The 13,880-nt window shown below is 40.5% G+C and carries 10 protein-coding genes; 5 read left to right on the forward strand and 5 right to left on the reverse strand.

Going from position 1 to position 13,880, the window contains the following annotated elements; translation table 11 throughout:
* Nucleotides 1-2,283 (forward strand): penicillin-binding protein, encoded by a 2,283-nt coding sequence (locus MOO44_RS06925; RefSeq protein ID WP_260116413.1) that lies wholly within the window; start codon nucleotides 1-3, stop codon nucleotides 2,281-2,283.
* Nucleotides 2,284-2,337: 54 nt separating this feature from the next.
* On the opposite strand, the gene MOO44_RS06930 is transcribed toward MOO44_RS06925, so the two are convergent.
* The 4 genes from MOO44_RS06930 to MOO44_RS06945 all read right to left on the reverse strand — a co-directional run bounded on the left by MOO44_RS06930 (nucleotide 2,338) and on the right by MOO44_RS06945 (nucleotide 7,817).
* The gene (locus MOO44_RS06930) at nucleotides 2,338-3,072 is read right to left on the reverse strand and encodes a DnaD domain-containing protein (RefSeq protein WP_260116414.1); all 735 of its coding nucleotides are present in this window, start codon (nucleotides 3,070-3,072) and stop codon (nucleotides 2,338-2,340) included.
* A gap of 60 nt (nucleotides 3,073-3,132) precedes the next feature.
* Complete coding sequence (gene asnS, locus MOO44_RS06935; RefSeq protein WP_260116415.1) at nucleotides 3,133-4,428, reverse strand: asparagine--tRNA ligase; 1,296 nt, start codon at nucleotides 4,426-4,428, stop codon at nucleotides 3,133-3,135.
* 32 nt (nucleotides 4,429-4,460) lie between these two features.
* A complete protein-coding gene (locus MOO44_RS06940) occupies nucleotides 4,461-4,964 on the reverse strand; it encodes a cell wall elongation regulator TseB-like domain-containing protein (protein WP_260116416.1) in 504 nt (167 codons plus the stop codon).
* Nucleotides 4,965-5,027: 63 nt separating this feature from the next.
* The gene (locus MOO44_RS06945; RefSeq protein WP_260117322.1) at nucleotides 5,028-7,817 is read right to left on the reverse strand and encodes an exonuclease domain-containing protein; all 2,790 of its coding nucleotides are present in this window, start codon (nucleotides 7,815-7,817) and stop codon (nucleotides 5,028-5,030) included.
* 175 nt (nucleotides 7,818-7,992) lie between these two features.
* Here MOO44_RS06945 and mvk point away from each other — a divergent pair, with 175 nt between their 5' ends.
* The 4 genes from mvk to fni are packed head-to-tail and all read left to right on the forward strand — an operon-like array spanning nucleotide 7,993 to nucleotide 12,056.
* Nucleotides 7,993-8,916 carry a mevalonate kinase gene (gene mvk / locus MOO44_RS06950; RefSeq protein ID WP_260116417.1) on the forward strand — a complete coding sequence of 308 codons (924 nt, stop codon included), beginning with the start codon at nucleotides 7,993-7,995 and terminating at the stop codon, nucleotides 8,914-8,916.
* A 10-nt stretch (nucleotides 8,917-8,926) separates the two neighbouring features.
* Nucleotides 8,927-9,913 carry a diphosphomevalonate decarboxylase gene (gene mvaD, locus MOO44_RS06955; protein ID WP_260116418.1) on the forward strand — a complete coding sequence of 329 codons (987 nt, stop codon included), beginning with the start codon at nucleotides 8,927-8,929 and terminating at the stop codon, nucleotides 9,911-9,913.
* Nucleotides 9,914-9,928: 15 nt separating this feature from the next.
* Nucleotides 9,929-11,041, forward strand: coding sequence for a phosphomevalonate kinase (locus MOO44_RS06960; RefSeq protein WP_260116419.1), 1,113 nt, complete (start codon nucleotides 9,929-9,931; stop codon nucleotides 11,039-11,041).
* Nucleotides 11,010-12,056, forward strand: a complete 1,047-nt coding sequence (gene fni / locus MOO44_RS06965) for a type 2 isopentenyl-diphosphate Delta-isomerase (RefSeq protein ID WP_260116420.1) — start codon at nucleotides 11,010-11,012, stop codon at nucleotides 12,054-12,056. Before MOO44_RS06960 ends, fni begins: the two co-directional genes overlap by 32 nt.
* 185 nt (nucleotides 12,057-12,241) lie before the next feature.
* Here the strand turns inward: fni and MOO44_RS06970 are convergent, their stop codons facing one another.
* Nucleotides 12,242-13,594, reverse strand: coding sequence for an RsmB/NOP family class I SAM-dependent RNA methyltransferase (locus MOO44_RS06970; RefSeq protein ID WP_260116421.1), 1,353 nt, complete (start codon nucleotides 13,592-13,594; stop codon nucleotides 12,242-12,244).
* Nucleotides 13,595-13,880: the final 286 nt, after the last annotated feature.

Raw genomic sequence — 13,880 nt, forward strand, 5'->3', positions numbered from 1 at the left:
ATGTCAGACAACAATCAAGAATCCCGAGTAAATCGTAATCGATCTACGTATCACAAGGGTAATAAACACATTATTCGTAAAGTACTATTAAGTATCGCCGCTTTTTTCGTGGTCATTATTGCATTAGGGACTGGATTATTCTTTTACTATGCAGCTAGTGCCCCACAGGTCACTTACAATGCACTCTCTAGTGATAATTCGACTAAGATATACGATTCTAGTGGCAAGGTTATTTCTAGATTAGGGGCTCAGAATCGTGAATACGTTAAATCAAAGGACATCCCAACCACCCTAAAGGAAGCTGTCGTGTCGATTGAAGACCGTCGTTTTTACAAGGAAGGTGGAGTCGATCCGCTAAGAATTATTGGAGCCGCCTTTGGTAACCTAACCGATTCTTCCCTCGGTTTACAAGGTGGGAGTACATTAACCCAACAACTAGTTAAACTCTCCGTATTTTCTACTGCCGCTTCAGATCGGACCCTAAAGCGAAAGGCTCAGGAAGCATATTTAGCAATCAAGGTCAATCGTCAATACTCAAAGGACCAAATTCTAGAATTCTATATCAATAAAGTCTATATGGGAAATAACGTTTATGGGATGAAGACAGCAGCTGAGTACTACTATGGAAAATCACTTAAGAAGTTAACGCTTCCTGAGTTCGCATTGTTAGCGGGGATGCCACAATCACCCAACAATTATAATCCATATACTTACCCTAAATACGCTAAGGAACGAAGAAACCAAGTCCTAGATGCGATGGTCCGAAACAAAGAAATCTCACAAGCGACTGCCGAAAAGGCCCAACGGGTCAGTATCAAAAAGGGCCTCGCCAAGACCCACCGTAACACGGATGTCACATCAGTTAACGAAAAGTATATCGATGCCTATTTAAAGCAGACCCTGCAAGAATTAAAGGCCAAGGGCTATAATACTAATTCTGGCTTGAGAATTTACACGAACCTGAACTTAAAAAACCAAAAATACCTTTATAACCTCGCTAATAAAAATCCATCAATTGCATTTCCTAATAACCAATTCCAAGTCGGTGCAACAATGATGAACTCAAACAACGGAAAAGTGGTTGCCATGTTGGGGAACCGGAAAACTAAGGTTTCATTCGGTTTAAATCGAGCAGTGCAAACGGATCGGTCTAGTGGTTCAACAATGAAGCCATTAATGGACTATGGTCCAGCAATTGAATATCTCCACTTCCCGACCTATCAAACCGTCCAAGATACCCCATTTACCTATCCTGGAACCACTACCAAGTTAATGGACTTTGATGACCGGTATGAAGGTGATATTTCCATGCGGCGCGCATTAGTCGAATCTAGAAATATCCCCGCCATTCGGACCCTCCAAGAAGTCGGCATTAGTCGGGCTACGCAATTCTTAAAGGGGCTGGGAATTACCCAAAAGAGCCCATTCCAACTACAAAACGGAATTGGTGCTTACATTTCATCGGAACAAGAAGCAGCCGCATATGCAGCATTTGCTAATGGTGGAACTTACTATAAGCCTTACTACATCAATAAAATCGTTGAGGCAAATGGTGATGTTCACAAATACTCTCAACAAGGAACTAAGGCAATGTCATCTGCGACCGCATTTATGATTACTGACATGCTTAAGGGCGTTATGACTGACGCAAACGGTTCAGGGACCGCTGCTAAGGTCGATGGCCTTTATGAAGCTGGAAAAACTGGAACGACGCAATATCCTGATAACTACCTAGGATCAGTTCCTAGCTATTCGTCAATGGATTCATGGTTCACGGGATATACTAAGAACTATTCCATGTCGATTTGGACCGGATATGATAAGCCATTAGAGCCGAACCACTATGTCTCTGAACAACAATCCACCATTGCTCAGCAGATTTATAAGTATGAGATGGCTTATGCTTCGCAAAACCTACCTAACGTTGACTGGACTAAACCTAACGACGTTGGTGAAATTGAGCGGAATGGAAAAATGGAATATTACGTAGCGGGATATAATACCGGTGATATGAATAATGATTCATCATCCAGTAGCGCTAGTTCTTCCTCATCAATCATTACTTCTAGGTCCAGCAGCACTAGTGACTCCAGTAATAGAGATAGTTCAAATAATACTAATAATTCATCAGGACGAGCAAGTAGCGATATCGAAAGCAAGCCAAATGATGACAGTAGTTCTTCTGATAGCAATAGCTCCAGTAGTTCTTCTGATAGTAGCAGTAGTTCTAGCAGCAGTAGTAGTAATGATAATAATGATCAAAAAAATAACAATAATAATTAACTAAGTAAAAGGGACATCCAAATCAATCGACTTGGGTGTCCCTTTACTTATGGATTACTTAATTTTAAAGATTGGGATTTCTGGTCCGTCATCATCATTAATTGGTGCTTGACGACGGCTGTGCCCCTGATAACGATTTAATTCTCGTTCGACACCATCAGCAGTTCGAATGTTCTTTTTCTCCCAATTGATCAAAATCCGGTCAATATACTTTAAATTATAAACCTGGTTCAAAACTGCTTCTCGAAGTGCTAATTCAATTAGTTCTGGTGAATAATGACTTTGATCTAACCAGCCACTAATGGTCTCCAACTCAATTGGCGATAATTCACGGCCAAATTCGCGCTCAATACTAACAAAGACGTGTTGACGACCATTAACGCTCATACTCTCCGTTTGACGGTGATTAGCATCGTTAGTACCATTCATTCCACTCACCGGTTGATAATCTGGGTCACTGGCACTTAATTCAGACAGTTTTTCATACATCAAGTCAAAATTATATTGATCAAAATCCTTACCATCCCAATCCTGCTTAGTTTCAATCGTCATGAGCTTCTTTTGAATTAGGTTATGCAAAATTTGATAAATTTCATTGTCATTAATATTAGTCGCACTACTAATTTGTTCAATGTCAGGTGCCATCACTCCACGGTCGAAAAACCGCTTAAATTGCAAATAAATCACCAATTCATTTGCATTCATACCAATTTTAGCATAGTTATCGATTAAGTAGTTTGGAATGGTAGTTTGGCCACCTTGAATTAGCCGGTTCACAAATTGATCCATCAACATTCCTCCTTTAATTTAATTGAAAATAAAAAAGTAGCCAGTGGCTACTTTTCATTGTTATGGGTGTAAACGATTCAATAGTCTTGGGAATGGAATCGTTTCTCGAACGTGATCCTCTAATGTTAACCAAGTTAGAATTCGTTCTAAACCTAGTCCAAATCCAGAGTGCGGAACACTCCCGTACTTTCTTAAGTCAAGGTACCATGAATATTCCTTAGGATCTAAGCCGGCGGCCTTAATTTGATTCAATAGGTAATTATAATCAGTCGCTCTTTCAGAACCACCAATAATTTCACCATAGCCTTCAGGCGCTAATAAGTCGGCACAAATCACAACATCTTCACGAGTGGGATGGGGCTTCATGTAGAATGGCTTAAGTGCCTTTGGATAGTTCAATACGAAAACTGGACGATCGAAGTGATCAGCTAAGTATGTTTCTTCTGGTGAACCAAAGTCATCGCCCCACTTAGTGTCGAAATCAGCTTTTTGAAGTAATTCAATTGCTTCATCATAACTAATTCGTGGGTATGGAACATGCGTGTAACGCTTTAGCGTTTCTACATCGCGGTCCAAAATTGATAGTTCATATTGGCAATTATCAATTACACTTTGCACTAGATAAGCAATGTAGCGCTCTTGAATATCCAAACTTTCCTCTTGGTGCATAAAGGCCATTTCTGGTTCAATCATCCAAAATTCAGTTAGATGCCGGCGGGTCTTTGATTTTTCAGCACGGAAGGTCGGTCCGAATGAATACACCTTCCCAAATGCCTCAGCCCCAGCTTCTTCATATAACTGGCCACTTTGTGAAAGATATGCATTCGTATCGAAGTAGTCAATATGGAACAATTCAGTCGTTCCCTCAGGAGCACTCCCCGTTAAAATCGGGGCATCGAACTTAACGAAGCCTTCCTTTCCAAAGAACTCATAGGTTGCGCGAATTACTTGATCCCTGATTCTTAGAACCGCAAATGGCCGTTTAGAACGTAACCAAAGGTGCCGGTGATCAAGTAAAAATTCAATTCCGTGTTCCTTGGGTGTAATTGGATAATCTTCAGTTTCGGATAGCACTTGAATGTCTTCAATTTCCATTTCATAACCGAATTTAGACCGTTCATCCTTATGAATAATTCCAATTACATACATACTAGTTTCTTGTCTTAACTTCTTAGCTTCTTCAAACAATGCTTCTGAAACATTCTTTTTTAAGACGACCCCTTGAAAGAAAGCGGTCCCATCCCTTAATTGTAAAAAGGCAATTTTACCACTAGAACGTTTATTGGTTAACCAAACCCCAATTTTAACCTTTTCATCAACGTGTTTGTTTGCGTCGATAATGTTAATCTGTTGCATTAAAAACTCCCCCATCATTAAAAATTAATTTGCTATACATTTATAATCGTTTGAACTACCTTTCCATTGTAATAGTCCAAAGTGTAATAACATAGCTCCTTTGATTGGTTCAAATAACTAACGATCCAAACCGGTTTATTATTAAATAGCGATGGCCCCGCATTTAGAACTTTTTTAACCTGGCCGGCTGATTTAACCCGTTGAATGGCATTTGCCTGAGAAATGCCACGGCTTACATTCAATGCTGTCGTCTTCCCGTTATCCTTATTAATAATAACATACAGACTTGCATTGCGATCGTTAGTTCCTTGCACTGTGTAGTAGGTCTGATTCAAAGTAGCCGTATAAAAATGATCGACGTTTTTAATTCCTGCCACCCGGCGGGCAATCGTAATTGATTGCTCCCTGGCGCGACTTATGGGGCGTTGCGCCCTAAAGATAAGAATACAAAGGGCAATCAATAATAATGCGACCACGCTAATGATGATCCGTCTAGCCTTGCGACGGTGTTGGTGTCGTAACAATTCTCTTTGCATAGCGAACTTCCTTTATTCATTTACATTACAATAACATTATATCAAATCCAAAATCGAATTGATTTATTTTTTAACAAAATTTTTAAAGAAATTAGCAATTGCAAATAATAACCGCTCATTATGAATTGAAGCGGAGGTAAATTGATTAGTTAGACTATTCAAAATGACCCGACCGAATGGTTTTTTAATGATCCGTGAATCTAAGATCGCCACGAATTGGTTCCGATCAGTCAATGCTAGTTCTTGATTCAGTTTTAAAATGGCATTGGGGAGTTCAAATTGATTAAATGAATCGTGATTAGTCTGCTGGATTTGTTCTAAAATAAAATGATTGCGCTGTGAATCATCTTGAATCATTGGTAAATCAGCAATTAGAACCGCTGCAAACTGACGAACCACTAAGTGGCTAATCTTCAGCGTCTCAATCGAGCCTAACACCATCAATTGGCCATCATTTAAAATGTTTTTAATTAACTTCGCTCGATTACCACTAATGTCCTCAGCCATTAAATTGTAATGTTCACCAACATGTTTTTCAGTTAATGCAAAGTAGACCCTGCGTAATAACTGCTTAGAATTAAATAGAATAAATGTTTTCTTCGGACCGTCAGATAATAACTTTAGAAGCAAATTAACGTAGTAATTAACTGCTTCATGCCCGTAATTATCGCTTAAAATCGGTGAATTATCAACAATGGTCAGCGGATATAGTGGAAGGTTACTATTAATTTGAATCAATCGTTTATTCTGAGCCGATAAGCCTAGTCGATCGAACGTGAACGCAGTGACCCTAGAATCAATTCGTAAATTATCAACAAATAAAACGGGCGGAAAATATTTATAGAGTGCCTCTTGTAAGTCGTGTTCGGGACTCAATCCCTCTTCGGTCAAAAACGCGTTATTATAATCATGCACTTGATTAGCAGTAACGGAAATCAATAGTTTGGAACTATCTTGTTGAATCCGTTTCAAAAATTCATGATTCATTTTAATTTCACGCGTCATTTCCAGTGTCAGTGATTGAAAATGATCGATCACTGATTGTTCAGCAAGCGAATAACCCTGCTTGGGACCCGCAATGATTCGGTTCGCATTTTCAAAACAGGCCTTCCAGTTTTTTTGGATCTCTGCAAAACGCGGTCGTTCAAAATTACACTCATCCTTAAGTTTCCCGCCATCAATGATGCCATGGAGATGGTTATCGCTTCCATTAATAAATTCGCGACCTAAAAAGCGTGTTGAGACCCGCTTTTGAATCGCTGCGAGGCTGTTCGTAATTTTATCCAGAGTCCCCATAATATGGCGTAATGATTTTTTAAATTGCTTTTGATGCCCAACAATATCAATCACGCTTAGGGTATGCGTATTTTTAATGGTTCCTTGTAACTTCCTGATCAGAACGTTGATGTGGTTTAAACTAATCGTAATCTTATTGGCCCTTAAAATACTGTTCGGTAATTCTAGGGCATTATCAATTACTAGAAATGGCTTTTGATTTTGTTGGCTAATCTGCTTAGCATGCATCAATAGGTAATCGTGAGTCGTAATCAACAGGTTCGAATACTTATTATAGTTTCTTGCGCGGCGTAAAAAATCAACACGATAAAAGGGTTGACTGGGCCGAATCGATTTAATACCACGGTGGTTAATTTCATTTACAAATGGTGAAGCTTGCACTGAACTTAACTCGCTCAAATCCCCAGTCGTGGTCATCGTTAACCACACTAATACCTGTGCTTTCATGAACTGAAATTGAGTGGATTGATCGACCACGCGCAATGAAACAAAGAAACGATTTAAATCGATGTAGTTATTGGCCGACTTTAAAATCGAAAAACTAACTGGAAACGGCGCCAACTGCTTAATAACTGGGACCGTTTTATTTACAAAATCAATCTCGCTATCCTGACTACCAAGGCTTACAATAATTTTTTGATTCCGGTTATGACTTAAATAGGCCAGGGGTAATCCATAGCCAAATTTTTTGCCCATCCCCTTATTCGTTGCCACAAATAAATTATCTGGCTGCGAATTTCGATAGTTTTCATAAATTAAATTCATTAGTTTCACTTGCTCTGGAATAAACTTAATTTGATGATCAAATTCATCCATTTTTTGATGGTCATTAAACGGAAATGAGTACTTCTGTTTGTTCAACTGTCGATGATTCCGATTAAATCGTCTTAATACCAACCCATGGTTACTCATTAGGTGGTCTGGCAGGCCCTGTTTAACGTGGACCTGGGATTGATAGATCGATTGAATTAACTGAGCAGTATTTTTAGGTAATTGTAAATTCAATCCCATAATTGATTTCAAAGTCTGCAATGGCAATGTTTTCAAGCGTTTAACTAACACTAAAAACAAATGTGCAGTAGCAATCGCATCACTACTAGCGGCATGGGGATGGTCATGGACGATGTTAAAATAGCTAGTCAGATCCCGTAAGCGATAACTAGGGACCATTGGTAATAAAATCTGGCTTAACGTCACGGTATCGATTGCCTTAATTGGCAGCTGCAAGTGCCCAACTCGTTTTAACTCCTGATTCAAAAAGGGAAAGTCAAAATTAACATTATGAGCAACAAAGACCGTTCCAGAAAGCATCTTATAGATTTTATCGGCAACTTCTGCAAACGTCGGTGCAGACTTAAGCTCTGCATTCGTAATTCCGGTTAGTTTAGTAATCCTAGCTGGCACCTTAGTTTCTGAATTAACGTCCGTAGAATATACGCGAATAATTTTATTGTTCTGCACGAGCGTACAACTAAATTGAATAATTCGGTTGTCGTCATGGGTATTATTACCAGTCGTTTCTAAGTCAACGACCGCAAACACGGTATTAGCATTCATCAAATTCACCAATCTTATTCGTTCAAATTTTAACCTAATCATATGATACTACATTTAAAAGATTTATTCTAAGTTTAAAGAACCAATTAATTATTAACCAACCTACTTGTTTTTCGTGTTTTTAAGAATTAAATTATGCTATCATAAAAATGATTTTAGAAAGCGAGCGATTAAATTGAAAAAAGAAGCGATTGGAAAAAGTCATGCTAAAATTATCCTGATTGGAGAACACAGTGTGGTCTATGGTCATCCCGCCATCGCATTCCCAATTGATAGCATTCCAATGACCGTCACGATCAGCACCATTACGAATGGCATTCGCATTAACAGCGAATTTTATAAGGGCAGCTTAAAGGAAGCCCCGGTCAACCTATTGGGCATCAAGCGTTTAATTGAGGCCGTTTGTAAAAAATTAGCAACCGGTCCAGTTAATATTCAAATCAATTTTACTAGTGAAATCCCTTCAGAACGGGGAATGGGCTCATCAGCAGCGGTTTCCATCGCTTTGATCAAAAGTCTTTATAACTACTTTGAGGCCCCGTTAACTAAACAGGAAATGTTTGAACTAAGCACCATTGAAGAAACGATTACCCATGGTAACCCTAGTGGCATTGATACCGCCACCGTCAGTTCAGAAGCCCCGGTCTGGTTCATCCACAAACAAGCCCCTGGGCCCATTAAGATGAATTTAGACGGCTATTTAATCATTGCTGATAGTGGCATTCGGGGACAGACCGACGTAGCGGTCAATTCAGTCCGCCAAATGGTCAACCAAGATCAAAATGCCAGGGCTGCCATTGGCAATTTAGGGCAACTAACCACGGAAACGAAGGCGACACTAGAAAAAAATGACCTTAACCACCTTGGGACGCTATTGAACCATGCTCAACAGCAATTAGATTATCTGGGGATCAATATCCCCCGGACCGAACATTTAATTCAAGTCGCCAACCGCAGCGGATCACTAGGAAGCAAGCTTACTGGTAGTGGACTAGGGGGCTGTATCATTGCCCTTGCCGATAACCATGCCTCAGCGTTAAAAATTGCAAACGCCCTTGAAAATGCTGGAGCCGTTAATACTTGGATCGAAACCCTTTAAGGAGACAATCATGAACAATCATCTGGTTTGGGCCCGTGCTCATACTAACATTGCACTAGTTAAATACTGGGGAAAACTAGACTCACAATTGATTATCCCCCAAAACAGCAGCCTTTCGCTCACCCTTGACCACTTCTATACGGATACGGGGGTCAAATTTGATGCCACCCTTTCGATCGACCAACTATGGATTGATGGTAACCAGGTGCCAATGGAGCAAAAGGTGAAGGACTGCTTAGATGCCGTCCGTAGTTTAGCCGGCTTTCATCAGGCAGCAATCGTTAAATCATATAACCATGTCCCCAATTCAGCTGGGCTGGCTTCTTCAGCATCCGCATTCGCTGCACTAGCCACCGCTGCTTGTAAAGCTGCTAACTTAGTCTTAAACGGAAAGCAGCTTTCGCGAATCGCACGTCGCGGTTCCGGTTCTGCGACCCGTTCGATTTTCGGCGGATTTGTAGAATGGCATGGTGGTAATTCGGATCTAACTTCGTATGCTGAAGTGGTTGCTGATCCCGTTGAACTCGATATTGAAATGATTACGGTCATCTTAAGTCGCAAGCCGAAAAAAATCAGTAGCCGCGACGCGATGCAATCATCAGTTGAAACCTCCCCCTACTATCCAGCTTGGCGCAATCAAGCGCATCTAGACCTAATAGAAATGAAGCGAGCAATTAATACTAATGATTTTAAAACGATTGGCCACATTGCAGAAACCAATGCAATGCGCATGCACGCATTAACGTTAAGTGCTGACCCTAGTTTTACCTATTTAAATGCGGACAGCCTAGCCGTAATTGAGCTAGTCCGATCCCTTCGAATGAATGGAATTGACTGTTATTTCACAATGGATGCAGGGCCAAACGTTAAAATCATTTGTCAGCAACTAAATGAATCCATAATTATAACCCACCTTCAGCAATTATTTGCTGACGAAAACATCGTTGTATGTAAACCGGGGCCTGGTGTTAAAATAATTAACGACCCCAGAAAATAGAAGGGAAATGATTTTTTGATAACCGTTAAAGCACCCGGCAAACTCTATATCGCTGGTGAATATGCAGTAGTGGAGCCCGGTAATCCAGCAATTATCATCGCAGTTAATCAGTTCATCCAAGTTAAAGCTACTCTGGATGCAAAAACTAATTCAGCATGGTCAGACCAAAGTCCAGATTACAATCTTCAATGGGCTAATCACAATCACCAAGTCGTATTCAACCACCAAAATAAACGGTTTAGCTACGTGGCCGCTGCAATTAAAACCACTGAACAGTACTTAGCTGATCATAAAGTGCCTGTACAAAATTATCATTTAGAAATTACCAGTCAATTAGATAGTCAAAGTGGGCATAAATACGGACTAGGTTCATCAGCAGCGGTTACCGTTGCAGTCGTGGACGCAATTTGTCAAGTGGCTGGAAAGCCAGTTGATCGATTAACGTTATTTAAATTATCAGCAATCGCCCACCTAAGCGTGCAAGGCAACGGATCGTTAGGAGACGTTGCGGCTAGTGTGTATCAGGGCTGGATCGCATATCAATCGTTCGATCGGCAGTGGTTATTGAATCAATTAAAGACCCAATCAATCGCAGCAGTAATTGAATTGGATTGGCCTGGTTTAATGATTCAACCGCTCACCCCACCAGCAGACCTAAAAATATTAATCGGGTGGACGGGCACGCCGGCTTCAACCGCTAGCCTAGTTGAATGCGTCGCTGCTAAAAAAAACGCCCCCTCTAATTTTTACCAACATTTTCTAAATGCTAGCCACCAGTGTGTCAATCGATTGATTCGAGCCTTTGAAGAGCAAAATCTCGAAACCATTAAGGGCCAAATTAATGTCAACCGTAAATTATTGAACGAACTAGGGCGTAATACGGGGGTCCAAATTGAAACTCCCCAGTTAACTCAATTATGTCAAATCGTGGATTATTATGGTGGTGCTGCTAAGTCTTCAGGTGCCGGAGGCGGTGACTGTGGAATTGCAATTATTGATCAGAAATCCGATTCAAACCAAATTATTACTCAATGGCAGCAGGCCCATATTCATAAACTAGATTTACAAATTAGCTATCGTCACCAGGAGGAATCCCATGATCAGCCGTCACTCACATCGCAAAAATGAACACGTATCATTAGCAGAAAAATTTTTTACAGATTCAGCTAATGCTGATTTTGACCGGGTCCGCTTAATCCATCACAGCCTACCCGAAATCAACAGCCACCAGGTGGATCCAAAAACCACCCTTTTTAATGGTCAAATTAAAATGAAGTGGCCGTTTTACATTGAGGCAATGACGGGAGGGAGCGATGAAACTGGTAAATTGAACCAACAATTAGCTCAAATCGCTGCACTAACTGATCTTACAATGGCAAGCGGATCGGCAAGCGTTGCTTTAAAGGATCCTAAGACCCATGAAAGCTTTCAAACGATTCGCAAAAACCTTCCCAACGGGAATGTCTTTGCAAACATTGGCGCGGGACACTCATTAGCGGATGCCCAAAAAGTGATTACATTGCTGGATGCTGATGCATTGGAAGTTCACATTAACGTCGCTCAGGAAATGATCATGCCAGAAGGTGACCGTGATTTTCACTGGATGAACGAACTCAAAAATATCGTTATGAACGCTCCCAAACCAGTTATCGTAAAGGAAGTCGGATTTGGGATGGATCAACAAACCATTAGCACCCTAATCAACATAGTGGGTGCGAGTGCCATCAACATTAGTGGCCGGGGCGGTACTAATTTTGCCACCATTGAAAACTTTCGCCGCAAGCACAAGGAATTTTCATACCTTACGAATTGGGGCCAAACCACTGTGGAATCGTTGCTAGAAGCCCAAGCTTTTCGTGGCCAAGTAGATATTATCGCATCTGGTGGGGTTCGCAATCCACTAGATATCGCAAAGGCAATTGGTCTGGGTGCTAATGCGGTAGGCATTGCTGGCGCCATTTTAGACCAACTGATTCAAAACGGGTTTGCCGCGACCGTTGAAATGATCAAAGAATGGCAAAATGGTCTGATTACAATTATGACCATGCTTGGCTGTCAAAATGTTTCGCAGCTGCAATCGCAGCACCTATTGTTAGATAATGAGTTGGTTAATTACGTCCACCAACGCCAAATTAAATATTAATAAAAACACATTCAATTTTAAATTGAATGTGTTTTTATTAATTACGAAATTACGAAATTGCGAAATTTCGTAATTTCCCTTTTTTGCAATTTCGTAATTTCGCAATTTCCCTTTTTTATAATTTGAATCGCTAAATAAAAAGCCCTGCTTACCGCAGAGGCATTTTATTTATAATAATGAATTACCTATTTAACACTAAACCTTAGTCCCTTCGGAAAAAAGTTCTTAATGGTGCCATTTACATTTTTACCAAAGCCAATGGCCTGCTGATTACAAATCAATTGATACCAACCCTTAGTTAATGGGGACTGGGTTACTACCTGAAACGTATCGCCATGTACATATGCCGCCCATTGATGATGATCAATTTGGACCGTTTTTTTCATTGCTTGCGGTTGAATAGCCAATGCGAGGGCATAACTGGGTTCAAACCGTTTCTTTTTAAACGTTCCCAATAACAATCCCGGCCGCATTACCTTTAGCCCCTTTAATTGAGGCGTTTTAGGATTAAGCGTATATAATTGATCACCAAAGCAAATTAATTCTGTCGGTGTGAACTGATCAATATTAGTGCTAATAAAATCATCCCATAGCTGTTGTTGGTCACGACTTAAGTTCCTTCGCTCCACCTTAACTTTCTTTGGTGATTTAATTGCTTGCGTTAGGCGCAATTTAGCAATGAAATGTCCTTCACCCTTAAAAAGGTGTGGAAAGAGTCTAACTGCATTGGCAATTGCCGGATTCCCATTGGCCCACTCTGGTTTAGCAGCTACCATTCCATCATATTTTTTAATGGGCACCATTTCAAGCGGATATTCGTCCAATAACCAGGCAATAATTTGCTCGTCTTCTTCTGGTGCGAACGTACAGGTCGAATAAACTAACTCACCACCAGGTGTTAACATTTGCACAGCATCCCGCAGAATTTCTCGTTGACGGACCGCACATTCACTTGGATAGTCAAGATTCCAGTACTGCATTGCATCGGGATCCTTATGAAACATTCCCTCTCCCGAACACGGGGCATCGACTAATATTTGATCGAAATAACCTGGAAAGTGTTTTCTTAAATTCTGCGGGGTTTCATTTAAGATCATGGTATTTTGAGCCCCGAATCGTTCTAAATTCTCAACCAATACTTTGGCCCGCTTATGGTTAATTTCATTTGAAACTAGCAGCCCGGTATTTGCTAAGAAACTAGCTAAGTGCGTGGATTTACCGCCAGGAGCGGCACATAGATCAAGGACTTTCATCCCCGTTTTGGGTGCTGCCACCTCACCGACGTACATGGCACTAGGTTCTTGACTGTAAACCGCCCCACTTTGATGGTCCACGGATTTCCCGTTGACCTTACCGTAATACCCCCACTGACAATGGGGCACCGGATGACTCAAATCCACTTCGGTTGGTAACGCCTGTTTAAGTGGATTAATCCGAAATGCATGGTTAACTGGCTGGTCAAAGCTATTGAAAAAAGCCGTTGCTTGAGCCCCCAGTAATTGTTGATACTTTAATTTAAATTGTTCAGGCAGTTGCAAAATAAGATTCTCCTTAAATTTGATTCGATTTAAAATGATGATGAAATTAAGCTCATTATAGTTCAAATATTAGAAGTGAGACAAGGATTGAAATGATAATTAGTATTGACATTTTAATCCGTTGTGATTACTCTAATAAATAATTAATTGAGACGATTATAATCGTCAATTGATAGCGTCGCATTAGGAGTAACTTCTGTGGACCTAGCTAATCCTGGGCCATTATTCATGAAGTCCACCCTAAACGGACCGCTTTAATGAATTTTAGTTGAATGTTTGAATGGAA

Origin of the sequence: Nicoliella spurrieriana (assembly GCF_023380205.1) — a bacterium.
Taxonomy (GTDB): domain Bacteria; phylum Bacillota; class Bacilli; order Lactobacillales; family Lactobacillaceae; genus Nicoliella; species Nicoliella spurrieriana.

Excerpts from the sequence above, each read along its gene's own strand:
- MOO44_RS06925 (WP_260116413.1), top strand. The coding sequence starts at position 1 with ATGTCAGACAACAATCAAGAATCCCGAGTAAATCGTAATCGATCTACG.
- MOO44_RS06930 (WP_260116414.1), bottom strand. The coding sequence starts at position 3,072 with ATGGATCAATTTGTGAACCGGCTAATTCAAGGTGGCCAAACTACCATT.
- asnS (WP_260116415.1), bottom strand. The coding sequence starts at position 4,428 with ATGCAACAGATTAACATTATCGACGCAAACAAACACGTTGATGAAAAG.
- MOO44_RS06940 (WP_260116416.1), bottom strand. The coding sequence starts at position 4,964 with ATGCAAAGAGAATTGTTACGACACCAACACCGTCGCAAGGCTAGACGG.
- MOO44_RS06945 (WP_260117322.1), bottom strand. The coding sequence starts at position 7,817 with ATGAATGCTAATACCGTGTTTGCGGTCGTTGACTTAGAAACGACTGGT.
- mvaD (WP_260116418.1), top strand. The coding sequence starts at position 8,927 with ATGAACAATCATCTGGTTTGGGCCCGTGCTCATACTAACATTGCACTA.
- fni (WP_260116420.1), top strand. The coding sequence starts at position 11,010 with ATGATCAGCCGTCACTCACATCGCAAAAATGAACACGTATCATTAGCA.